The sequence below is a fragment of the Erwinia sp. OLFS4 genome (assembly GCF_002752165.1).
In the GTDB taxonomy this organism is placed as follows: domain Bacteria; phylum Pseudomonadota; class Gammaproteobacteria; order Enterobacterales; family Enterobacteriaceae; genus Izhakiella.
In genome coordinates this window covers 1-24,089 of sequence record NZ_MOMB01000007.1, presented here as the reverse complement: position 1 = coordinate 24,089, position 24,089 = coordinate 1, and the positions used below count along the sequence as shown (strand labels likewise).

Annotated in this window: 23 protein-coding genes; 22 read left to right on the top strand and 1 reads right to left on the bottom strand. The window is 53.4% G+C overall.

The genetic code is table 11. The annotated features are described in order from the left end of the window. Positions 1-153 precede the first annotated feature (153 nt). The 20 genes from trmJ (at position 154) to BL249_RS03095 (ending at position 19,113) form a co-directional block, all read left to right on the top strand. Entirely contained in the window at positions 154-879 is a 726-nt protein-coding gene (gene trmJ, locus BL249_RS03190; protein WP_099704420.1) for a tRNA (cytosine(32)/uridine(32)-2'-O)-methyltransferase TrmJ, read from the top strand. 131 nt (positions 880-1,010) lie between these two features. Then, a complete protein-coding gene (gene iscR / locus BL249_RS03185) occupies positions 1,011-1,511 on the top strand; it encodes a Fe-S cluster assembly transcriptional regulator IscR (protein WP_099704380.1) in 501 nt (166 codons plus the stop codon). Positions 1,512-1,599: 88 nt separating this feature from the next. Beyond that, positions 1,600-2,814: an IscS subfamily cysteine desulfurase gene (locus tag BL249_RS03180; protein WP_099704379.1), complete on the top strand. Its 1,215-nt coding sequence runs from the start codon at positions 1,600-1,602 to the stop codon at positions 2,812-2,814. Positions 2,815-2,838: 24 nt separating this feature from the next. Beyond that, positions 2,839-3,225: a Fe-S cluster assembly scaffold IscU gene (gene iscU, locus BL249_RS03175; RefSeq protein ID WP_099704378.1), complete on the top strand. Its 387-nt coding sequence runs from the start codon at positions 2,839-2,841 to the stop codon at positions 3,223-3,225. Between the two features lie 15 nt (positions 3,226-3,240). Next, on the top strand, positions 3,241-3,564 hold the full coding sequence (iscA, locus tag BL249_RS03170) for an iron-sulfur cluster assembly protein IscA (protein WP_099704377.1): 324 nt from the start codon (positions 3,241-3,243) through the stop codon (positions 3,562-3,564). Positions 3,565-3,641: 77 nt separating this feature from the next. Next, complete coding sequence (hscB, locus tag BL249_RS03165) at positions 3,642-4,157, top strand: co-chaperone HscB (RefSeq protein WP_099704419.1); 516 nt, start codon at positions 3,642-3,644, stop codon at positions 4,155-4,157. 11 nt (positions 4,158-4,168) lie between these two features. Then, positions 4,169-6,019 (top strand): Fe-S protein assembly chaperone HscA, encoded by a 1,851-nt coding sequence (gene hscA / locus BL249_RS03160; RefSeq protein ID WP_099704376.1) that lies wholly within the window; start codon positions 4,169-4,171, stop codon positions 6,017-6,019. Between the two features lie 3 nt (positions 6,020-6,022). Continuing rightward, positions 6,023-6,358 (top strand): ISC system 2Fe-2S type ferredoxin, encoded by a 336-nt coding sequence (fdx, locus tag BL249_RS03155; RefSeq protein ID WP_099704375.1) that lies wholly within the window; start codon positions 6,023-6,025, stop codon positions 6,356-6,358. Positions 6,359-6,491: 133 nt separating this feature from the next. Then, positions 6,492-7,778 carry an aminopeptidase PepB gene (pepB, locus tag BL249_RS03150; protein ID WP_099704374.1) on the top strand — a complete coding sequence of 429 codons (1,287 nt, stop codon included), beginning with the start codon at positions 6,492-6,494 and terminating at the stop codon, positions 7,776-7,778. 45 nt (positions 7,779-7,823) lie between these two features. Beyond that, positions 7,824-8,594: an enhanced serine sensitivity protein SseB gene (gene sseB, locus BL249_RS03145; protein ID WP_168174271.1), complete on the top strand. Its 771-nt coding sequence runs from the start codon at positions 7,824-7,826 to the stop codon at positions 8,592-8,594. Positions 8,595-9,130: 536 nt separating this feature from the next. Beyond that, entirely contained in the window at positions 9,131-9,562 is a 432-nt protein-coding gene (ndk, locus tag BL249_RS03140; protein WP_099704417.1) for a nucleoside-diphosphate kinase, read from the top strand. 195 nt (positions 9,563-9,757) lie between these two features. Further along, on the top strand, positions 9,758-10,915 hold the full coding sequence (locus tag BL249_RS03135; protein ID WP_099704373.1) for a bifunctional tRNA (adenosine(37)-C2)-methyltransferase TrmG/ribosomal RNA large subunit methyltransferase RlmN: 1,158 nt from the start codon (positions 9,758-9,760) through the stop codon (positions 10,913-10,915). Between the two features lie 96 nt (positions 10,916-11,011). Further along, positions 11,012-11,746 carry a type IV pilus biogenesis/stability protein PilW gene (gene pilW, locus BL249_RS03130; RefSeq protein WP_099704372.1) on the top strand — a complete coding sequence of 245 codons (735 nt, stop codon included), beginning with the start codon at positions 11,012-11,014 and terminating at the stop codon, positions 11,744-11,746. Next, entirely contained in the window at positions 11,736-12,737 is a 1,002-nt protein-coding gene (gene rodZ, locus BL249_RS03125; protein WP_099704371.1) for a cytoskeleton protein RodZ, read from the top strand. Before pilW ends, rodZ begins: the two co-directional genes overlap by 11 nt. Before the next feature lie 35 nt (positions 12,738-12,772). Next, positions 12,773-13,894 carry a flavodoxin-dependent (E)-4-hydroxy-3-methylbut-2-enyl-diphosphate synthase gene (ispG, locus tag BL249_RS03120; protein ID WP_099704370.1) on the top strand — a complete coding sequence of 374 codons (1,122 nt, stop codon included), beginning with the start codon at positions 12,773-12,775 and terminating at the stop codon, positions 13,892-13,894. 96 nt (positions 13,895-13,990) lie between these two features. Beyond that, positions 13,991-15,268: a histidine--tRNA ligase gene (gene hisS / locus BL249_RS03115; protein ID WP_099704416.1), complete on the top strand. Its 1,278-nt coding sequence runs from the start codon at positions 13,991-13,993 to the stop codon at positions 15,266-15,268. A gap of 39 nt (positions 15,269-15,307) precedes the next feature. Further along, positions 15,308-15,928, top strand: coding sequence for a YfgM family protein (locus tag BL249_RS03110; protein ID WP_099704369.1), 621 nt, complete (start codon positions 15,308-15,310; stop codon positions 15,926-15,928). Between the two features lie 54 nt (positions 15,929-15,982). Then, complete coding sequence (gene bamB, locus BL249_RS03105; RefSeq protein ID WP_099704368.1) at positions 15,983-17,164, top strand: outer membrane protein assembly factor BamB; 1,182 nt, start codon at positions 15,983-15,985, stop codon at positions 17,162-17,164. A gap of 174 nt (positions 17,165-17,338) precedes the next feature. Further along, a complete protein-coding gene (gene der, locus BL249_RS03100) occupies positions 17,339-18,832 on the top strand; it encodes a ribosome biogenesis GTPase Der (RefSeq protein WP_099704367.1) in 1,494 nt (497 codons plus the stop codon). A 77-nt stretch (positions 18,833-18,909) separates the two neighbouring features. Then, a complete protein-coding gene (locus BL249_RS03095) occupies positions 18,910-19,113 on the top strand; it encodes a zinc ribbon domain-containing protein (protein WP_099704366.1) in 204 nt (67 codons plus the stop codon). 176 nt (positions 19,114-19,289) lie between these two features. Here BL249_RS03095 and xseA read toward each other — a convergent pair whose 3' ends face one another. Next, on the bottom strand, positions 19,290-20,660 hold the full coding sequence (xseA, locus tag BL249_RS03090) for an exodeoxyribonuclease VII large subunit (protein ID WP_099704365.1): 1,371 nt from the start codon (positions 20,658-20,660) through the stop codon (positions 19,290-19,292). Positions 20,661-20,829: 169 nt separating this feature from the next. Between xseA and guaB the strand changes: the two genes are divergently transcribed. Both guaB and guaA read left to right on the top strand, forming a co-directional pair. Beyond that, on the top strand, positions 20,830-22,296 hold the full coding sequence (guaB, locus tag BL249_RS03085) for an IMP dehydrogenase (RefSeq protein ID WP_099704364.1): 1,467 nt from the start codon (positions 20,830-20,832) through the stop codon (positions 22,294-22,296). 66 nt (positions 22,297-22,362) lie between these two features. Then, the gene (gene guaA, locus BL249_RS03080; RefSeq protein ID WP_099704363.1) at positions 22,363-23,943 is read left to right on the top strand and encodes a glutamine-hydrolyzing GMP synthase; all 1,581 of its coding nucleotides are present in this window, start codon (positions 22,363-22,365) and stop codon (positions 23,941-23,943) included. Positions 23,944-24,089 lie beyond the last annotated feature (146 nt).

Below are 24,089 nucleotides of genomic sequence, written 5' to 3'. Positions count from 1 at the left end.
CCGCCGGTCGCGTTGCCCATTTTTTACCCCTGTCAGGGCGTAACAACAAAGCCAGCGGCTGAATTTTACCGGGGCGAAGTATAGCAGCGTGTTCGGCACATGTCCTGTTTTATGTTAGGCTACGCCGATTATTTCTTATTTCTGCTGAAGACTATGCTGGAAAACATTCGTATTGTGCTGGTGGAGACCTCCCATACCGGCAACATGGGTTCTGTTGCGCGTGCAATGAAAACCATGGGGCTGACCAATCTTTGTCTGGTTAATCCGTTAGTTAAACCTGATTCTCAGGCGATTTCACTGGCGGCGGGTGCCAGTGATGTGATTGGGTCGGCAAAAATTGTTGCCTCGCTGGATGATGCCATTGCCGGTTGTGGTCTGGTCGTGGGAACCAGCGCACGTTCGCGTTCCCTGCCCTGGCCGATGCTTGACGCCCGTGAATGTGGCATTAAAAGCGTGCAGGAAGCGCAGCAGACGCCGGTGGCGCTGGTATTCGGTCGTGAACGTGTCGGGCTAACCAACGACGAGCTGCAAAAATGCCATTATCATGTGTCGATTCATGCCAACCCGGAATACAGTTCACTTAATCTGGCGATGGCGGTGCAGGTTATCAGCTATGAAGTGCGCATGGCCTGGCTGGCAGCACAGCAGAAAACGCAGCCGGTATGGCAGGCGTCTCCTTATCCTCTGGCAGAAGATCTGGCGCATTTTTATCAGCATCTTGAACAGATGATGGTACAAAGCGGTTTTATCCGGGAAGCAAATCCCGGCCAGGTCATGAGTAAGCTGCGGCGTCTGTTCACCCGTGCACGCCCGGAGCGTGATGAGCTGAATATTCTGCGCGGTATGCTGGCTTCTTTTGCCAAAAAAGAGCATAAATAGTTGAGTATTTTACCAGGTTAAATACTTGAGTGTTTTACTTGGTTAAATAGTTGACCAAAACACTCGGGAATGTCAGACTGTTGAGCATTAATCACGCCCATCCGGGACATTACCGAGGTTGCGAAAATCGTATGAGACTGACTTCCAAAGGCCGCTATGCCGTTACCGCCATGCTTGACGTTGCGCTGCATTCCCATGAAGGGCCGGTGCCGTTAGCCGACATTTCTGAACGCCAGGGGATTTCACTCTCTTATCTTGAACAACTGTTCTCACGCTTGCGTAAAAACGGGCTGGTTGCCAGTGTTCGTGGCCCGGGTGGCGGCTATCTGCTGGGTCGTGATGCCAGTGAGATCGCCGTTGGTGCGGTGATTACCGCTGTCGATGAATCGGTGGATGCCACGCGCTGTCAGGGTAAAGAGGGCTGCCAGGCCGGAGAACGCTGCCTGACCCACGTTCTGTGGCGCGATTTGAGCGAACGTATCAGCGATTTTCTCAATAACATTACGCTGGCTGAGCTGGTCAACAATCAGGAAATTCTGGACGTGGCTGACCGCCAGAATAACGAGACCCGCCGCCTTGCGCCTAACGGACGGGTGCAGGAAACCATTAGCGTTAATAACCTGCGCGCCTGACTTTACTGATGACATCAGCCCGGCCCTGAAGCCGGGCGAAATAATAAATATTGATACACATTGAAGTGATGTACGGAGTTTACGAGCAATGAAATTACCGATTTATCTGGACTACTCCGCGACGACGCCGGTGGATGCGCGCGTGGCTGAGAAGATGATGCAATTTCTCACCCTTGATGGCACCTTTGGCAATCCTGCCTCCCGTTCTCATCGCTTTGGCTGGCAGGCCGAAGAGGCGGTGGATGTTGCACGTAACCAGATTGCTGATTTAATTGGTGCTGACCCGCGCGAAATCGTGTTTACTTCCGGCGCGACGGAGTCCGACAACCTGGCAATTAAAGGTGCAGCAACTTTTTACCAGAAAAAAGGCAAGCACATTGTTACCTGTAAAACGGAACATAAGGCTGTACTGGATACCTGTCGTCAGCTGGAGCGTGAAGGTTTCGAGGTAACCTACCTGGCACCCCAACCTAACGGGATTGTCGATTTGCCAACGCTGGAAGCTGCGTTGCGTGACGACACCGTGCTGGTTTCTGTGATGCATGTTAATAATGAAATTGGCGTGATACAGGATATTAACGCAATTGGGGAGCTGTGCCGCGCTCGCGGCATTATTTTCCATGTTGATGCCACACAGAGTGTCGGCAAACTGCCCATAGATCTGGCGCAGCTGCCGGTGGATCTGATGTCTTTTTCGGGCCATAAAATATACGGCCCTAAAGGCATTGGTGGCCTGTATGTCCGCCGCAAACCGCGCATTCGTCTGGAAGCCCAGATTCACGGCGGTGGCCATGAGCGCGGCATGCGTTCAGGCACGCTACCGGTGCATCAGATTGTAGGGATGGGGGAAGCCTACCGCATTGCTAAAGAAGAAATGAGCAGCGAAATGGCGCGTTTGCGCGCCCTGCGCGACCGGTTATGGAATGGCCTGAAAGATATTGAAGAAGTCTACCTTAATGGCGACCTGGAAAAAGGCGCGCCGAATATTCTTAATGTCAGCTTCAACTATGTTGAAGGTGAATCGCTGATTATGGCGCTGAAAGACCTGGCGGTTTCGTCGGGATCAGCCTGTACTTCTGCCAGTCTTGAACCCTCCTATGTGCTGCGTGCGCTGGGTATGAACGATGAACTGGCCCACAGCTCGATCCGTTTTTCCCTCGGTCGCTTTACTACCGAGGAAGAGATCGATTACGCCATCGACCTGGTTCATAAGTCGATTGGCCGTCTGCGCGACCTCTCCCCGCTGTGGGAAATGTTTAAATCCGGTGTCGATATTAACGCGATCGAATGGGCACACCATTAATTTCAGCTATCAGGAGACAGGTTTATGGCTTACAGCGAAAAAGTAATCGATCATTATGAGAATCCACGTAACGTCGGTTCATTTGACAACAGCGATCCGACTATTGGTAGCGGAATGGTGGGGGCGCCTGCCTGCGGTGATGTGATGAAACTGCAAATCAAGGTCAATGATGCCGGCATCATTGAAGATGCACGTTTTAAAACCTACGGCTGTGGTTCGGCTATTGCTTCCAGTTCTCTTATCACCGAGTGGGTGAAGGGGAAGTCACTGGACGAAGCGCAGAGCATTAGCAATATGGCTATTGCCGAAGAGCTGGAGCTCCCTCCGGTGAAAATCCACTGTTCTATTCTGGCTGAAGATGCCATTAAAGCAGCGGTTGCCGATTATAAGAGCAAAAAGAACGCTGGTTAATCAGGAGGCTGACAGATGTCGATTAGATTAAGCGACACGGCAGCGGACCGGATAAACGCTTTTTTGCAAAACCGTGGTAAAGGCGTAGGCCTGCGACTCGGTGTGCGCACTTCCGGCTGCTCAGGCATGGCTTATGTGCTGGAATTTGTTGATGAGGTGCAGCCGGAAGACCAGGTGTTTGAAGAGAAAGGGGTTAAAGTTATCATTGATGGCAAAAGCCTGATTTACCTTGCCGGCACTGAGCTTGATTTTGTCAAAGAGGGGTTAAATGAAGGTTTTAAATTCAATAATCCCAATATCAAAGATGAATGCGGCTGCGGCGAAAGCTTTAACGTCTGAGTGTGTCCCTTTGTTTTTTGTCGCGCTGCGATGGGCAGCGCGATTTACTGATGCTGAAATGGCATGTTGAGTCTGCTATGGATTACTTCGCTTTATTTGGTTTGCCGCCGTCATTTGACATTGACAACGGTCAGCTGACTAGCCGTTTTCAGGAGCTGCAACGGCAGTTCCATCCCGATCGTGTTGCCAGTCGTCCGGAAAATGAACGCTTACAGGCGGTACAACAGGCGGCAACGATTAACCAGGCCTATCAGGCGCTGAAAAAACCCTTACCAAGAGCCGAATATCTGCTCAGCCTGCACGGTATCGATATCAGTAATGAACAGCATACCTTAAAGGACAGCGATTTTTTGCTGGAGCAGCTGACAATGCGTGAAGCGCTGGAAACTATCGGTCAGCAGCAGGATAGCGCGGCATTATACGATTTTATGCAGCGGCTTGATGGCCTGACGGCACCCCGGCATAATCAGCTGCGCGACCAACTGCTGCAGCATAACTGGGCGCAGGCTGCCGATAGCGTGCGCAAGCTGCGCTTTCTCGCCAAACTGCGCAGCGAGGCGGAAGCGCTTGAAGAGCGGCTGCTGGATTTATAAAGGGAAGTCTCATGGCGTTATTACAGATTAGTGAGCCGGGGCTGAGTGCCGCGCCTCATCAGCATCGCCTGGCTGTAGGTATCGATTTAGGTACGACCCACTCGTTGGTGGCAACGCTGCGCAGCGGTCAGGCGGAAACGTTGCCCGATGACCATGGCCGGCATTTGCTGCCTTCGGTGGTTCATTACCAGAAAACCACACGCAGTGTTGGCTGGCAGGCGCGCCAGCAGGCCGCACAGGACCCGGTAAACACTATCAGTTCGGTTAAACGCCTGATGGGGCGCACGCTGAGTGATATTCAGCAGCGTTATCCCCATTTGCCTTATCAGCTGCAGGCCAGTGAAAATGGCCTGCCTCTGCTGGTGACCGCCGGCGGTAGTGTTAACCCGGTGAGCGTTTCCGCCGCTATTTTAACCGTGCTGGCAGAACGTGCCCGTCACACGCTGGGGGGGGAACTGGATGGTGTGGTGATTACGGTTCCGGCCTATTTTGATGAGGCTCAGCGTCAGGGCACGAAAGATGCCGCCCGACTGGCCGGACTTAATGTTCTGCGTCTGCTAAATGAGCCCACTGCCGCTGCTATTGCTTATGGCCTTGATTCCGGCAAAGAAGGGATTATTGCGGTTTATGATTTAGGCGGTGGTACTTTTGATATCTCCCTGTTACGTCTCAGTGGTGGGGTGTTTGAAGTGCTGGCCACCGGCGGTGATTCGGCGCTGGGTGGCGATGATTTTGACCAGTTGCTGGCCGATTTTTTGCGCGAAAAAGCCGGTTTGCATGATCGTCAGGATAGCCGGCTGCAGCGCCAGCTGCTGGATGCGGCAACCGCAGCAAAAATAGCCCTTAGCGACGCTGAGCGTACGCAGATAACCCTGGCTGGCTGGCAGGGTGACATCACCCGCGCTGAGTTTGAAGCGCTGATTGCCGGACTGGTAAAACGCACTTTACTGGCTTGTCGCCGCGCGCTGAAAGATGCCGGGATCAGCGCCGCCGAGGTGCTGGAAGTGGTGATGGTCGGCGGGTCGACCCGCGTGCCGTTGGTGCGCGAACAGGTCGGCATGTTTTTTGGCCGTCAGCCACTTACCCGCATCGATCCCGATCGGGTTGTGGCGATCGGCGCCGCGATTCAGGCAGATATCCTGATTGGCAATAAGCCCGATAGCGAGATGCTGCTGCTGGATGTGATTCCTCTCTCGCTGGGACTTGAAACCATGGGCGGCCTGGTGGAGAAGGTGGTGCCACGCAATACCACCATTCCCGTCGCCCGTGCGCAGGAGTTCACCACCTTTAAAGATGGCCAGACGGCAATGAGTATTCATGTGGTGCAAGGCGAGCGAGAAATGGTTGCCGACAGTCGTTCTCTGGCGCGTTTTACCCTGCGGGGTATTCCAGCACTGCCGGCCGGTGGCGCCCATATCCGGGTAATTTTCCAGGTCGATGCCGATGGTTTACTGAGCGTTACGGCAACGGAAAAAACCACCGGTATTGCTGCTTCGGTGCAGATAAAACCTTCCTACGGCCTGACGGATAACGAAATTGCCAGTATGATCACCGAGTCAATGACCTATGCCGGTGAGGATATTGCTGCTCGCAAACTGGCGGAACAGAAGGTGGATGGCCTGAGAATACTGGAAAGTCTTGACGGTGCCCTGGATAACGATGGGCGGTTGTTAACGCCTGGCGAGCGTGACAGTATCCACCAGGCACAGCAGCGATTACGTGAAACGCTAAACGGTATTGCCAGCGCAGAGATTGCAGCAGCAATACAACAACTCGATAAAGTAACCCAGGATTTTGCTGCACGTCGTATGGACGATTCAATTCGTCGCGCGCTGGCCGGACAATCCGTGGATGAGGTTTAAGTCATGCCCAAGATTGTTTTTTTACCCCATCAGGAACTGCTGCCTGAAGGGGGCGTATTCGAGGCCGCTGCGGGTGAAACGATCCTCGACGTCGCGCTGCGTAACGGCATTGAATTAGAACACGCTTGTGAAAAATCCTGTGCCTGCACTACTTGTCATTGTGTGGTGCGTGAAGGTTTTGATTCGCTGACAGAAAGCAGTGAAGATGAAGATGATATGCTGGATAAAGCCTGGGGACTGGAGCCTGAAAGCCGTCTTGGCTGCCAGGCACGGGTCGCCGGGGCCGACCTGGTGGTTGAAATTCCACGCTATACCCTTAATCATGCGCGGGAACACTAAGCGGCACAAATAGTCGCTGGCCGGGTAAACTGGCCCTTTTTTATGCCGGGTGCTCAGGCGTAGAATAATTGCTGCCGCCTGATGCCTGCTAATCAGTTCGCTACGCGGCGTATAACCAATTAAGGACACTGTGATGAACAGCCAAACGATGAACGTGACACTCTCCAGTCAGGCCGCAGACCCGCGCTGGGGTGAAAAGGCCGTGCTAAGCATGAGCGATCAGGGGGTAACGATTCACCTGAGCTGTGGCGATGCGCTGGCGGTTATCCAGCGGGCGGCGCGCAAAATCGATAGCCAGGGGCTGAAACAGGTCACTCTGAGCGGCGAAGGCTGGGATCTCGAACGCTGCTGGGCCTTCTGGCAGGGCTATCGCGGGCCGAAAGGTGAGCGTCGTGTTAACTGGCCAGTGCTGGATGACCGGTCGGACGAGGAGCTGAAGAACCGCCTTAAAATTATCGACTGGGTGCGCGATTTGATTAATGCGCCGGCAGAAGATCTGTCACCTGAACAGCTTGCCAGCCGCGCGGTTGACCTGCTTAGCGATGTGGGCGGTGCGGCAATCAGCTACCGGATCACCAAAGGTGAAGATCTGCGCGAGCAAGGCTATATGGGGATCCATACTGTCGGGCGAGCATCCAGCCGGGTCCCGGCGCTGCTGGCGCTGGATTATAATCCTACCGGGGATGAAAACGCTGCGGTATACGCCTGTCTGGTGGGTAAAGGGATCACGTTTGATACCGGCGGCTACAGCCTGAAACCCAGCGGCTTTATGGACTCAATGAAGTCGGATATGGGGGGGGCGGCAACCCTGAGCGGTGCGCTGGCATTAGCCATTAGCCGCGGACTGAAAAAACGCGTCAAACTTTATCTCTGCTGTGCTGACAATATGGTCAGCGGCAATGCTTTTCGCCTGGGCGATATTATTCGCTATCGTAACGGTAAAAGCGTTGAGGTAATGAACACCGATGCAGAGGGACGTCTGGTGCTGGCGGATGGGCTGATTGATGCCAGCCAGCAGCAGCCAACGCTGCTGATTGATGCCGCCACGCTGACCGGCGCCGCGAAAACCGCCCTCGGCAATGATTATCACGCGTTATTTAGCTTTGATGATCAGCTGGCCGCGGCGTTACTCGATTCTGCTGCCAGCGAAAACGAACTGTTCTGGCGTTTACCGCTGGCTGAGTTTCACCGCAACCATACGCCGTCTAACTTTGCCGATCTGAATAATATTGCCGGTGCCGCTCACCAGGCCGGTGCCAGCACTGCCGCGGCTTTTTTATCTCATTTTGTCACCCGGTATCAGCAAGGCTGGTTACATATTGACTGTTCGGCAACCTACCGTAAGTCGGCGGTTGAACAATGGTCGGCGGGTGCTACCGGATTGGGCGTTCGTACGCTGGCAAACCTTTTACTGAAATGATTTCTCCCGCTGCGGCATTGCCCCGGCATCTGCTGAGTAACAGGCATGAAACTGATAAATGATCGTCTGGAAGCGGTGCTTGCACTGGCTGCCACGGAGCCGGCGCATCGCCCGGAATTTTTCCAGCTGTTGATGGCGTCGAGCGTACTGGTGCCAGGTAAAAGTGAGCAGACGATCATCGACGCGAATGCCACCGTTGATCTGCAGCACTGGAAAAAGGAAAACGGTGAAAGCGTGATTCCTTTTTTTACCTCTGAAGCGCTAATGTCACAGGTCATGCCTGATGAACAACCTTATCTGATTATGCCAGTGCGTACGCTGTTTGCTTTAACCCAGGGGGCAACGCTGTTTCTTAATCCGGAACTGCCGGCAGGCAAAGAGTTCCCGGCGCGTGAAATTGCTAACCTGCTGGGTGAAGAAGGTAACGCGCTGACGCAGCTCAGCGTGCTTGAAGGCAATGACAGCCTGTTGTTGTCCGAAGTGCCCGCGCCACCGCCACAGATGGTGGACTCGCTGACGCAGCTTTTTGCAAAACATAAACAGGTGCGGCGTGCTTTTGTTGCCTCGATTAAAGAAAGCCGTGATGGTCCGGCTAATCTGCTGATTGGTATCGAAGCAGACCATGATGTTGATACGGTGATCAACGCGGCAGGTCAGGTGGCTGCTGATACCCTCAGCGATGATGAACTGATTGATTTGTGTGAAGTGAAGGAAGGAGAACCGGGGATCAGCCATTTCTTCATCGCTCACATCACGCCATTTTATGAACGTCGCTGGGGCAGTTTTCTGCGTGATATTAAAGTGAAGATGATCTGACAGTACCAAACAGCTGCGTGGGATGAGTGTCGGACGATTATCAACCGAGGCCGGCAGACCGCGCTGGCTAGCCGATTTATACCCGGGCCACGCGTTCCCGGTGGACTCAGCGCCAGCAATATTTACGATACCAGTGCTGACGTCATCAAAACGCCTTGCTGACAAAGCATAATATTGCTGTATTACGCGCTTGTGCCATTCCTTAAGCAGCAAGCTGAAGGCGTCACAGCCCGCGAATAAATCGCCAGCCCTGAGATAAACCGTGATGACAGATAAGGATAATCTGAATTATTCCTGCCAGAAACTGCCCCCTGCGGAACGCGCCCCGCTGAGCCGCAGGCTTAAGCGGAGGTTAACGATGCCTGGCGGTCTGCTTCAGACACGGAAAACTTTATCTGGCAGTTGCGATAACGATCATGCTTTTTTATTAAATGGTTGAAATTCCGATAGGCAGGCTGGAGCATCCCCCCTATAATTTGCGCCGTTTCTCAGGCTGGTGGAACCGGCATAATTTTGCAGTTAAGACAGAGGTCACTATGACAATTGAACGTACCTTTTCTATCGTCAAACCGAATGCGGTGGCAAAAAATGTAATTGGTGCCATTTTTAACCGTTTTGAAGCTGCGGGCTTTAAAATCATTGCAACAAAAATGCTGCACCTGACGAAAGAACAGGCCGAAGGATTTTATGCTGAGCACAAAGGACGTCCATTCTTTGACGGACTGGTTGAGTTTATGACTTCTGGTCCGGTGGTTGTTTCGGTACTGGAAGGCGAAAACGCGGTACAGCGTCATCGTGACCTGATGGGCGCAACCAACCCCGCTAACGCGCTGGCTGGCACACTGCGTGCCGATTACGCTGATAGCTTTACTGAAAACGCGACCCACGGTTCAGATTCTGCAGAGTCTGCCGCGCGTGAGATTGCCTATTTCTTTGGCGAAGGTGAAATCTGCCCGCGTACCCGCTAAACCGAGGATAAGGCTGGTACTCTCAGGGGGATTATCTTAAACCGCTTTACAATTTATTCGCCCTGGCGGCTTTCCCCCTGAACGTTACGCTTGTACAATAATCCGCCCCCGCTGAGCCAGGCGCGCTCGGCGGGGGCGTTTCTTTTCACACCATGACCAGAGCCGTAACGTGTAATAACGAGGCCAGAGAATATTATGTCCGAACTGATTGTGACACCTTCGCCTGTCATCTCTGAAACAAAAAGCAAAATCAATCTGCTGGATTTGAATCGCCAGCAAATGCGCGAGTTTTTCACCTCAATGGGTGAAAAACCTTTTCGTGCCGATCAGGTGATGAAGTGGATCTATCACTACTGCTGCGATGACTTTGAGCAGATGACCGATATTAACAAGGTGTTGCGCGCTAAGCTTAAAGCACTGGCTGAAATCCGGGCGCCGGAGGTTGCGCTGGAACAGCGTTCTGCTGATGGCACAATCAAATGGGCGCTGCAGGTTGGCGATCAGCAGGTTGAAACGGTGTATATTCCGGAAGATGACCGCGCAACGCTGTGCGTCTCTTCTCAGGTTGGTTGTGCGCTGGAATGTAAATTTTGCTCGACTGCGCAGCAGGGATTCAACCGTAATCTGCGTGTGGCGGAGATCATCGGCCAGGTCTGGCGTGCGGCTAAAATTATCGGCGCTGCGCGCCTGACCGGTCAGCGTCCCATTACCAACGTGGTGATGATGGGCATGGGCGAGCCATTGCTTAATCTGACTAACGTGGTGCCGGCGATGGAAATCATGCTGGATGACTTCGGTTTTGGTCTCTCAAAGCGGCGCGTGACGCTCTCTACTTCCGGGGTGGTGCCGGCGCTGGATAAACTGGGTGACCTGATTGATGTCGCGCTGGCGATTTCTCTGCATGCGCCAAACGATCGCATCCGCGATGATATTGTTCCCATCAATAAAAAATACAATATTGCGACGTTTCTCGCCGGTGTGCGGCGTTATCTGGAAAAATCTAATGCAAATCAGGGGCGGGTCACCGTTGAGTACGTTATGCTGGATCATGTTAACGATAGCACCGAGCAGGCGCATGAGCTGGCGGCGCTGCTGAAGGACACGCCCTGCAAAATTAATCTGATTCCATGGAACCCCTTTCCGGGGGCACCCTACGGGCGAAGTTCTAACAGCCGGGTCGATCGTTTTTCTAAAGTATTGATGGAATATGGATTTACGACTATCGTTCGTAAGACACGTGGTGATGATATTGATGCCGCTTGTGGCCAGCTAGCCGGTGAGGTTATTGATCGCACCAAACGAACCGTGCGTAAAAAACTGGCTGGCGAAGCGATTTCTGTGAAAGCGCTCTGAAAATACGCACAGCTTACGCGTTCTTCAGGACGCTGGCATTCCCCCTGACGGCGCTTTGCAGTACATTGACTGCGAAACGATAACGCAGGGGGCGTAATGGGTAAAGGACTTCCCGTGCTGGTAACGCTATCTGTTCTGCTGTGTGGCTGCCAGCAAACTGCCCGGCAACAGGCGCTGGCAGAAACGCGACTGCAGCTTGGATTGGCACTGATGGCGCGTAACGCCATGTCAGCGGCGGCACAGAATCTTGATGAAGCTGAGCGTCTGGCACCCAATGATTATCGGGTACAGCTTGCTCAGGCACGCTACCAGCAGCAGAGTGGTCATCAGCAACAGGCGGCATGGCGTTATCGTAAGTTGCTGAAAATAACAGCAGATAACGGCTACGTACTCAATAATTACGGTGCGTTTCTCTGTAGTTTAGGGCAGTATGAAGCGGCACAGCAGCAATTTACCGCTGCTTTGCACAGCCTGCAACCGGGTGCCAGAGCAGACAGTTTCGATAATGCAGGGTATTGTTATCTGAAGGCAGGGCAAATGACCCTCGCGCGTCAGGCATTTGCCAGTGCGGTAAAGGCGGATCCGGAAAAAGCGAACCTGATGCTGGCCGAAGCCAGCTGGCAGTTCAGTCAGGGACAGCGTGAACAGAGCCGCCTTTTACTGGAGGTATATCAACGCCAGGCTCCGGCTACGGCTGAGAGTTTATGGCTACAGATTCGTTTCGCCGCGTCAGAAGGTCGCAGCCGTGATGTTAAACATTACGCTGCGTGGCTGGCGCAACGTTTTCCACAATCGTCACAGTACCAGCAACTTTTAGCTAATGAATACTGAAGCCACTCAAGATAACTTAGCAGCAAAATCCACAGGCGAACGTTTGCGTACCGCCCGTGAAGAGCGGGGACTGACTCAGCAAAATGTTGCTGAGCGGTTGTGCCTTAAACTTTCCACAATCCGTGAAATTGAAGAAGACAGGCTGCCTTCTGGCCTGGCGCCAACTTTTTTGCGTGGCTATATCCGTTCCTATGCCCGCCTGGTGCATGTTCCGGAAGACGAATTACTGCCTATGCTGGCAAAACAGGCACCGGTGACTGCAACAAAAGTTGAGCCAATGCCTGGTTTTTCCCTTGGCAAGCGTCGCAGAAAACGCGATGGCTGGCTGATGATTTTCACCTGGTTAATATTGTTCGTGGTCGTTGGCCTTACCGGCGCATGGTGGTGGCAGAATCACAAAGCGGCACAGGAAGACCTGATTTCGCTGGGGCAGCAGGGAGACGACGGCAGCAATAGTCCGTCAATTCCGCTGTCAGATTCTGCGGCGGCCAATAGTGCTTCCACGCCGGCGCCGTCACAAAACCAGGAGAATAACGCGGCGGCTGGTAACACCCCGGTCGCGCCATCCTCCACTGACAACCAGAATGCGGCAGCACAGCCGTCATCACCGGCCTATGACAGTGGTAATGCAGGCGCTGCGGTGGTTGCGCCCAGTCAGGCTGCAATCGATAATAATACGCTGGCGGCCAGTACGGTACAGAATCCGTCAGGCAGTAACGGTGATGGGGCTGCTGTGCCGGCTGATCCCAATGCTATCGTGATGAATTTTACCCGCGACTGCTGGCTGGAAGTGACCGATGCCGCGGGCAAAAAACTGTTCAGTGGTATGCAGCGCAATGGTGGTAAACTGAGTCTCGCTGGTACGCCGCCTTATCGGCTGAAAATTGGTGCGCCGGCGGCAGTACAGATCCAGTTTGAAGGGAAGCCTGTGGATCTGAGTCGTTTTATTCGTAGCAACCAGGTTGCTCGTCTGACTCTGGGCTCGCACTGACATCCAGTCTGTGCGAGCGATCGTGGAGAATCTCTATGCATAACCAAGCGCCCATTACCCGGCGTAAATCCACGCGTATTTACGTCGGCAAGGTGCCGGTGGGTGATGGTGCGCCCATCGCCGTTCAGTCTATGACCAATACCCGCACGACAGACGTCGAGGCAACGGTCAGACAAATTCAGTTACTTGAGCGGGTCGGCGTTGATATCGTCCGTGTTTCTGTGCCAACCATGGATGCCGCTGAGGCGTTTAAACTCATCAAACAGCAGGTTAATGTCCCGCTGGTCGCCGATATCCATTTTGATTATCGCATTGCGCTGAAAGTTGCCGACTATGGCGTAGACTGCTTGCGCATTAATCCGGGCAACATTGGCAATAATGAGCGCATTCGCCAGGTGGTGGACTGTGCGCGTGACAAAAATATTCCCATTCGTATTGGCGTGAATGCCGGTTCGCTGGAAAAAGACTTGCAGGAAAAGTACGGGGAACCGACTCCCCAGGCACTGCTTGAATCGGCAATGCGCCATGTTGATCACCTTGATCGGCTCAACTTTCATCAGTTTAAAGTCAGCGTAAAAGCCTCTGATGTCTTTCTGGCGGTTGAATCTTATCGCCTGCTGGCAAAACAAATTGAACAGCCTTTACACCTGGGTATTACTGAAGCCGGTGGCGCCCGGGCGGGTGCAGTAAAATCAGCAATCGGCCTCGGACTCCTGCTTTCCGAAGGCATTGGCGATACTCTGCGTATTTCGCTGGCTGCCGATCCGGTTGAAGAAGTTAAAGTCGGCTTTGATATTCTGAAATCACTGCGTATCCGTTCGCGCGGCATTAACTTTATTGCCTGTCCGACCTGCTCACGCCAGGAATTTGACGTTATTGGTACCGTGAATGCCCTTGAGCAGCGGCTTGAGGATATTATCACACCAATGGATGTCTCTATTATCGGCTGCGTGGTAAACGGACCCGGTGAAGCACTGGCTTCTACGCTGGGGGTCACCGGTGGTAACAAGAAAAGTGGTTTTTATGAAGATGGCGTGCGTCAGCGCGATCGTCTTGATAATCAGTATATGATCGATCAGCTGGAAGCCCGCATCCGCGCCAAAGCGTCGATGCTTGATGAGAATCAGCGTATCAGTATCCAGCAGGTGGAAAAGTAAGTCAGCATTATACCGTCAGCAGGGTATCATGCGCTGTCATATTAAACCCGGGCCGAAGCGATTCGGCCTGTGTTATTAACAGATGAGATGAATTTAGTGGCAAAGAATATTCAGGCCATTCGAGGCATGAACGATTACCTCCCGGCAGATACCGCCTTGTGGCAACGTATTGAAAATATTCTGAAACAGGTGTTGGCCAGTTACGGTTATAGCGAAATTCGCGTGCCGATTGTAGAGCAGACGCCACTTTTCAAACGTGCTATTGGTGAAGTAACTGATGTGGTTGAAAAAGAGATGTATACCTTTGATGACCGCAATGGTGAAAGTCTGACGCTGCGACCGGAAGGCACCGCAGGTTGTGTACGCGCCGGCATTGAGCATGGCCTGCTGTACAACCAGGAACAGCGCTTGTGGTATATCGGGCCGATGTTCCGTTACGAACGCCCGCAAAAAGGCCGTTATCGCCAGTTTCATCAGATTGGTGCTGAGGTTTTTGGCCTGCAGGGGCCGGATATCGATGCCGAAATGATCATGATGACCGCCCGCTGGTGGAAAGCGCTGGGTATTGACGGCCACGTTTCTCTTGAGCTGAACTCAATTGGTTCCCTGCAGGCGCGCGCTGATTACCGTCAGGCACTGGTGGCTTTTCTTGAAAAGCATCAGGATAAGCTGGATGAAGACTGTAAGCGACGGATGTATACCAATCCACTGCGGGTGCTGGATAGCAAAAATGAAACGGTGCAGCAGTTGCTGAATAGCGCGCCGGCCCTGCACGATTATCTGGATGACGCCTCGCGCGAGCATTTTAACGGGCTTTGTGCCTTGCTGCAGGCTGCCGGCATTTCCTATCGGATTAATCAGCGGTTGGTGCGGGGACTCGACTATTACAACCGTACCGTGTTTGAATGGGTAACAACCAGTCTTGGATCGCAGGGTACCGTTTGCGGCGGTGGCCGCTACGATGGTCTGGTTGCTCAGCTGGGTGGCCGGGAAACCCCTGGCGTCGGTTTTGCCATGGGGATGGAACGGCTGGTACTGTTAGTTCAGGCAGTGAATCCGGATTTTGAACCGACGCGCATTGTTGATGTCTATCTTATCGCTTCAGGCCAGGGGGTTCAGACGGCGGCCATGGCGTTTGCTGAACAGCTGCGTGATGCCAGACCGGATCTGAAGCTGATGACCAACTTTGGCGGCGGCAACTTCAAAAAGCAGTTTGCCCGTGCTGACCGCTATGGCGCACGCCTGGCGTTGGTACTGGGTGAAGATGAAGTGGCGGCGCGTCAGATCGTTATCAAAGATTTACGTACCGGGGAACAACAAACCCTAGCGCAGAATCAGGCCGCTGCGGCCATTGAAACCTTATTACAAGCATAATGCCGCACAGGCTGACTGAAAGCGAAAGGAGAGGGTTGCGTGGAAATTTATAGCAACGAGAATGAGCAGGCTGATGCTCTGCGTCGGTTCTTTTCCCGGAATGGAAAAGCGCTGGTACTGGGCGTTATCCTCGGGGCTGGCGTGCTGGCAGGCTGGCACTACTGGAACAGCCATGAAACCAACTCGTCGCGCGAAACATCCGCGGCCTGGCAGCAGGTGGTGTCGTCGCTGGAAAACAGCAAACCGCAAACGCTGGAAGCGGCTGCCCGGTTTGTCAGCGATAACCGTAACACTTACGGTGCGCTGGCGTCGCTGGAACTGACTAAGCGTTATGTTGACCTCAATCAACTGGACAAGGCAGCCGCACAGTTAAAAGCGGGCCTGCAGGACACTGATGATGCCGGACTGCAGTCAGTACTGAATTTGCGGCTGGCACGCATCCAGCTGCAGCAGAAGCAGCCAGATGACGCCCTGAAAACCCTTGATCAGATCAAAGGGGATGCCTGGGTCGCCATCGTTGCCGATGTGCGTGGTGAAGCGCTGCTGAGCAAAGGTGATATTAAAGGTGCGCGCGAGGCCTGGCAGAAAGGTGCTGAAGCCAACGGTTCCTCGGCGCTGAAAGAAATGCTGCAAATGAAAATGAATAATCTGCCGAGTTAAGGCCTGGCGGGATCGGTAAAAAAAATTGGCCTTAACGGGCACACGAGGGACTTCATGGAATTGCGTAAGATACTTCTGCCGGGATTGATTTCAGTCACATTACTCAGCGGATGTTCATGGTTCAGCGGTGAAGAGGACGCGGTGAAAATGTCGCCGCTGCCGAAAGTAGAAAATCAGTTTACTCCGGAAAAATTGTGGAGTGAGTCTGTTGGCGATGGTGTTGGTGACTTTTATTCCAATCTTCATCCCGCATGGCAGGATAACGTGATTTATGCCGCCGATCGTTTTGGCGTGGTGAAAGCGCTTAATGCTGCTGATGGTAAAGAACAGTGGCGGGTCGACCTTTCCGAAAAAACCGGTTTCTTTTCGAAAAACCTGTCGGCCATGCTTTCTGGTGGCGTGACTGCCGCTGGATCGTTTTTGTACATCGGGAGTGAGCGTGGCCTTGTTTACGCACTCAGTGCCAGTGATGGCAGCGTAGCCTGGAAAACACAGGCCGGTGGTGAGGTGCTTTCACGTCCGGTTGTCAGTGACGGACTGGTGCTTGTTCACACCAGTAACGGTCTGCTTCAGGCACTGGATACCAGCAGTGGCGCTGTTAAGTGGACGGTAAATCTGGACCAGCCAACCCTTTCGTTGCGCGGCGAGTCTGCGCCGGCAACCGCATTTGGTGCGGCTATTGTCGGGGGGGACAATGGTCGTGTGAGTGCGGTTATGCTCAGCCAGGGTCAGATTATCTGGCAGCAGCGCATTTCGCAGCCAAGTGGTGCCACTGAAATTGACCGCCTGGCCGATGTTGATATGACGCCGGTCATTGTTAACGGCGTGGTGTATGCACTGGCTTATAACGGCAACCTGTCGGCACTGGATTTGCGTACCGGACAGATTATGTGGAAACGTGAAATTGGCGGTATTCACGATATTCTGGTTGACGGTAATCACCTTTACCTGGTGGATCAGAACGATCGCATTGATGCCCTCAGCACTGAGGGTGGCGTATCGCTATGGCGCCAGAGCGCACTGTTGCACCGTAATCTGACGTCGCCAGTGCTGTTTAACGGTTATCTGGTGGTGGGTGATGGTGAAGGCTACCTCCACTGGATGAATACCACCGACGGTCGTTTTGTCGCGCAACAGAATGTTGACAGTTCCGGTTTCCAGACTGAACCGGTGGTGGCAGGCGATAAGCTGGTGATTCAGTCGAAAGACGGTAAAGTTTACGTCTTTAAACGTTAAAGTCTGAGCAAGTGCTGACCTTAAACGGCTCCTGAGTTTATCAGGGGCCGTTTCGTTTTACTGACAGCGTGTTATTCTTGTCGCCATCCGCTGGTTCGCCCCGTCACTCGAAGACGTCTGCGCAGGAAGGATTTCCTGGAATGACCGGATAATTTTTTATATGAGGCTTTATTTATGGTACCTGTGGTTGCGCTGGTTGGGCGTCCCAATGTCGGCAAATCCACTCTGTTCAATCGCCTGACGCGTACGCGTGATGCGCTGGTTGCAGACTTTCCTGGTCTGACGCGCGATCGGAAATACGGTCGTGCTGAGGTTGAAGGACGTGAGTTTATCTGTATTGATACCGGCGGCATTGACGGTAGTGAAGAGGGCGTTGAAACCCGTATGGCGGCGCAGTCGCTGCTGGCAATTGAAGAAGCCGATGTGGTGCTGTTTATGGTTGATGCCCGCGCCGGCCTGATGCCGGCAGATGAAGGCATTGCTAAACATCTGCGTATGCGCGATAAGCCGACATTTCTGGTGGCAAATAAAACTGATGGTGTTGATGCCGATTCAGCGGTTGTTGAATTTTATGCGCTCAGTCTGGGGGAGATTTACCCCATTGCTGCATCGCACGGTCGCGGGGTTACCAGTTTGCTGGAAACGGCGCTGCTCCCCTGGATGAGCGGCGACGAAGCTGACCCGCAACCGCTGACGGAAGAGGAAGAGAACCAGGCTTACTGGGCTGAACAGGAGGCGCTGGAAAACGGCGAGGCTTCCGGGGAGGAGGAAGAAACCTTCAATCCACAGGATCTGCCAATTAAGCTGGCTATCGTTGGTCGTCCCAATGTCGGCAAATCAACCCTGACCAATCGTATCCTTGGTGAGGATCGCGTGGTGGTGTTTGATATGCCGGGGACTACCCGCGACAGTATCTATATCCCGATGGAGCGTGATGAACGCCAGTATGTCCTGATAGATACCGCCGGCGTGCGCAAACGCGGCAAAGTGACCGACACGGTGGAAAAGTTTTCGGTGATTAAAACGCTGCAGGCGATTGAAGATGCCAATGTGGTGCTGCTGGTGATTGATGCGCGGGCCGGAATTTCCGATCAGGACCTGTCGCTGCTTGGCTTTATACTGAATGCCGGGCGTTCGCTGGTGATTGTGGTCAATAAATGGGACGGGTTGTCGCAGGAGGTCAAGGATGAAGTGAAAGAGACCCTCGATTATCGTCTGGGCTTCATCGACTTCGCCCGTGTACATTTTATCTCTGCCCTGCATGGTAGCGGAGTGGGTAATCTGTTTGAATCGGTCACCGAAGCATATGACGGTTCAACGCGTCGCGTCAGTACATCTTTACTGACACGTATTATGCATATGGCCACGGACGATCATCAGCCGCCGCTGGTACGCGGCCGGCGTGTGAAGTTAAAATATGCCCATGCCGGTGGCTACAATCCGCCCATTGTGGTGATTCACGGTAATCAGGTGAAAGATTTGCCGGATTCATATAAACGCTACCTGATGAACTACTTTCGTAAATCGCTGAACGTGATGGGTACCCCGATTCGTATTCAGTTTAAAGAAGGGGACAACCCGTATGCCGGTAAACGTAATTTACTGACGCCGACTCAGCAACGTAAGCGTAAGCGGCTGTTATCGCATCTGAAGAAGAATAAACGTTGATTTGACAAGGGCCGGCTAATCCGGCCCTGATTTTTTACTACAATCGGCGCGTTGATCCCTGCTATGGAGCATTGCCCATGCCTTTATGTCCCGATGATAAGCAGTTGCTGGATGAGTCAGCCGGAGGTTTTGACTGCCCGGCCTGTGGCCGCCATTTTGGCAGTCAGCTGCGGTGTCCTGAATGCGCTGAGCCGCTGGAGGTGCTGAAAGCCTGCGGCGCGGTGGATTACTTTTGCCGTCAGCATGGCTTGATTTCACGATCGCGGGTGATAGTCGCCTGACGCTAAGCGCGATAACAGTATCATCACCCGCTTCAGGCAGTTGGTTTATCACCGCACATCTGGCGCTTTCCGCCGCTGTTCAATGGCACTGGCAATGTTGTGTCATTGAAGCGCGCTTTATCATGACTGACAGTCAGTCGGGCGGTCGGTCGTCTGCTGTAAGCAGTGCGCCGCCTTCAGCCGGCGGGTTTCTTTCTGGCGGCAGGGCGGTGCAGACGGGTGACCTGACTCTCAACCCAGCCATCATCCAGCCGGGTTTTCAGGGTATCGCCGGTTTTTAACTGGCGAACCTTTTTCACGACTTTATCGTCAGCCGTGGTGGTAACGCTAAAACCGCGCGCCAGCGTTGCCAGCGGACTCACGCCTTCAAGCTGGCCGGCAAGCGTAGCAAAATGCTGGCGCCGGTTTCCAAGCTGTTGGCCGATAGCCTGACTGAGCTGATAGTACTGTTGCTGAAGGCGCTGTTGTAGTCGCGATATATGCGGCAGTGGTTGCTGGGCGTTCAGCCGCTGCGCGATACGTTCTTGCTGCTGTGTGGCGCGACGTAACTGACGTTGCAATGCATCGTTTAGCCGACGCTGCAGCTGCAGCAGAGTGCTTTGCTGACGGGCCAGCCGCAGCTGGGGGTGCTGGTGTTGCAGACGATGGGCCAGCTTTGTGTAGTGCTGACGTTGCCGGGCCAGATAATAATCCAGTGCCATTTCCAGTCGCTGTTGCTGCCCCTGCAGTTGACGCAGAAGATCGGTCTGATTACGGCTCACCAGTTCAGCTGCCGCTGAAGGGGTTGGTGCCCGCAGGTCAGCGACAAAATCAGCGATGGTCACATCCGTTTCATGGCCGACGGCGCTGATGAGTGGCAGCCGGCTGGCAAAAATAGCCCTTGCCACCCGTTCATCGTTAAAGCTCCATAAATCTTCCAGTGAACCGCCACCACGTCCGAGGATCAGTACATCACATTCGTTACGTAAGTTCGCCCGCTCGATAGCCGCAACGATAGACGCAGGTGCAGCCGCACCCTGTACCAGCGTCGGGTAAATAATCACCGGCAGAGAGGGATCGCGCCGCTGCAGAATATGCAGAATATCGTGCAGCGCTGCACCGCTTGCCGAGGTGATTACCCCCAGCCGGCGGGCGGGTTCCGGAAGCCGCTGCTTATGTTCAGCATTGAACAGTCCTTCTGCGCCAAGTCGCTGCTTTAACTGTTCGAACTGCTGCTGAAGCAAGCCTTCACCAGCAGGCTGCATGCTCTCAATAATCAGCTGGTAGTCGCCACGGGGTTCATACAGCGTAAGGGTAGCGCGTACCAGAACCTGCTGACCATGCTGCGGGCGAAAGGTGACACGCCGGTTGCTGTTACGGAACATGGCACAGCGGACCTGTGCAGCGTCGTCTTTCAGGGTAAAGTACCAGTGGCCGGAAGCGGGCTGGGAAAAATTGGAGATTTCAGCATTCAGCCATACCTGACCCATTTCTTGTTCCAGCAGCTGACGGACGGTGGTATTCAGCCGGCTGACGGTAAAAATTGTGCCTGAAGGAGGTAGTGACATGTGACAGAGATCAAATAGTATATCGGCAGGTTAATTAGCTGATATTACATGGCTGTCGGTGATGAGCAAGACTTTTTGTAAAAAAAAGCTGGAGGCAATCGGTTACGCCCTGTATAATGCCGCGGCAATATTTTATCTGTTCTCATTCACCCCAGGTTGAGATATTGCCATGCTACGAATCGCTAAAGAAGCACTCACTTTTGATGACGTTCTGCTCTTGCCCGCTCACTCCACTGTTCTGCCCAATACCGCTGACCTCAGCACCCGGCTTACAAAAAATATTCGTCTGAATATTCCCATGCTTTCTGCTGCCATGGATACCGTGACAGAAGCGAACCTGGCGATTGCGCTGGCGCAGGAAGGGGGCCTTGGCTTTATCCATAAAAATATGTCGGTTGAACGCCAGGCAGAAGAAGTCCGTAAGGTGAAAAAACATGAAAGTGGTATTGTCACCGATCCACAAACCGTGTTGCCGACAACGCCACTGAGCGAAGTGAAAGCACTGACTGAACGTAACGGCTTTGCCGGTTACCCGGTGGTGAATGCTGACAACGAACTGGTGGGTATTATTACCGGGCGTGATGTGCGTTTTGTCACTGACCTGACGCAGCCGGTGTCGGCAGTTATGACGCCAAAAGAACGGCTGGTTACCGTTAAAGAGGGCGAGTCACGCGAAGTGGTTTTGCAGAAGATGCATGAAAAACGCGTTGAAAAAGCGCTGGTAGTGGATGGCAGCTTTCACCTGCTGGGGATGATAACGGTGAAAGATTTTCAGAAAGCAGAGCGTAAGCCTAACGCCTGTAAAGATGCGCAGGGTCGTTTGCGGGTTGGCGCGGCGGTGGGTGCCGGGGCAGGAAATGAAGAGCGTGTCGATGCGCTGGTGGCGGCGGGTGTTGACGTTCTGCTTATTGACTCCTCGCATGGCCATTCTGAAGGCGTGTTACAGCGCATTCGTGAAACCCGGGCAAAGTATCCCGATCTCGATATCATTGGCGGTAATGTTGCTACCGGTGCTGGTGCACTGGCGCTGGTGGATGCTGGTGTCAGCGCAGTAAAAGTCGGCATCGGCCCCGGTTCTATCTGTACCACCCGTATTGTTACCGGTGTTGGTGTACCGCAGATTACCGCGGTGTCTGACGCTGTCAGCGCGCTGGAAGGCAGCGGGATCCCGGTGATTGCCGATGGCGGTATCCGTTTCTCCGGCGATATCGCCAAAGCAATTGCCGCCGGTGCGTCAGCGGTGATGGTCGGTTCAATGCTGGCCGGCACAGACGAGTCTCCTGGTGAAATTGAACTTTATCAGGGGCGTGCGTTTAAATCATACCGTGGCATGGGTTCACTGGGGGCTATGTCGAAAGGATCGTCCGATCGTTATTTCCAGAGCGATAATGCGGCGGATAAACTGGTGCCGGAAGGCATTGAAGGGCGGGTAGCCTATAAAGGCCGTTTAAAAGAGATCGTCCATCAGCAGATGGGAGGCCTGCGCTCCTGTATGGGTCTGACCGGTTGTGGCACCATTGATGCACTACGTACCCAGGCGGAATTTGTCCGCATCAGCGGTGCCGGCATTTCAGAAAGCCATGTGCATGATGTGACCATCACCAAAGAGTCGCCGAATTACCGTATGGGATCTTAATCCCGCAAATTACTCTGCCCGGCCTGGCCGGGCGTTCTTCCCTGTTTACGCTCTGGAACAGCCTTAATGACAATGGAAAATATTCATAAGCACCGCATTCTTATCCTTGATTTCGGTTCTCAGTACACGCAGCTGGTAGCGCGTCGGGTGCGCGAGCTCGGTGTGTATTGCGAACTCTGGGCCTGGGATGTCAGCGAAGCGCAAATCCGCGAGTTTAACCCCAACGGGATTATCCTTTCCGGGGGGCCGGAGAGCACCACGGAACATAACAGTCCGCGCGCTCCAGAGTATGTCTTTCGGGCCGGCGTGCCGCTGCTGGGAGTGTGCTACGGCATGCAGACCATGGCCATGCAGCTTGGCGGTCAGGTTGAAGGGTCGGTTGAGCGTGAGTTTGGCTACGCACAGGTTGAAGTACAAAACGACAGTGCGCTGGTGCGGGATATTGAAGATGCGATCAGTGATGCGGGTAAACCGCTGCTGGACGTGTGGATGAGCCATGGCGATAAGGTGACGGCAATCCCGGCAGGTTTTGTTACCGTTGCCAGTACCGAAACCTGTCCTTTCGCCATTATGGCTAACGAAGAAAAACGCTTTTATGGCGTGCAGTTTCATCCGGAAGTGACTCATACCCGCCAGGGACAGCGTATTCTTGAACGCTTTGTGCGTGATATCTGCCAGTGCCAGGCACTGTGGACGCCGGCTAAAATTATTGAAGATGCCGTTGAACGTCTGCGCGAACAGATTGGTGGTGATCGGGTAATTCTCGGTCTGTCCGGAGGGGTTGATTCCTCGGTAACGGCTATGCTGCTGCATCGCGCTATTGGCGACCGCTTAACCTGTGTGTTTGTTGATAATGGCTTACTGCGTCTCAATGAAGCTCAGCAGGTAATTGAAATGTTTGGCGATCACTTCGGACTGAACATTATCCATGTTGCGGCCGAAGCACGTTTTCTTGATGCGCTGGCGGGGACTGATGACCCGGAAGCTAAGCGCAAAATTATTGGCCGGGTATTTGTTGAAGTCTTCGATGAAGAAGCCAGTAAACTTCAGGAAGTCAGATGGCTGGCGCAGGGCACCATCTATCCGGATGTGATTGAATCCGCCGCCTCAGCTACCGGTAAGGCACACGTCATTAAATCTCATCACAATGTTGGTGGTCTGCCGGAAGAGATGAAACTTGGCCTGGTTGAACCGCTAAAAGAACTGTTTAAAGACGAAGTGCGCAAGATTGGTCTTGAACTTGGCTTGCCTCACGCCATGCTCTATCGCCATCCGTTCCCCGGACCAGGCCTTGGCGTGCGGGTGCTGGGCGAGGTTAAAAAAGAGTATTGCGACCTGCTACGCCGTGCTGATGCTATTTTTATTGAAGAACTTCGCAAAGCGGATCTGTATGACAAAGTCAGTCAGGCTTTTGCCGTCTTTTTACCGGTGCGCTCAGTCGGTGTAATGGGGGATGGCCGAAAATATGATTGGGTAGTCTCACTACGCGCGGTGGAAACCATTGATTTTATGACCGCGCACTGGGCGCACCTGCCATATGAGTTCCTTGGACGGGTATCTAACCGCATTATCAATGAAATCAACGGTATTTCACGCGTAGTCTACGATATTAGCGGCAAGCCACCGGCAACCATTGAGTGGGAGTGATCCCGCGTCCGGCATAGACTGTTACCAACGGTGCAAAACTGATCCACCCCAACGGTTGAAAACTGATCCAGGGGTTAATCTGCTCCTCTGAATACAGGGGAGCTTATGATCACTTTTGAGATTCGTATGGAAATTAAAGTCTTGCA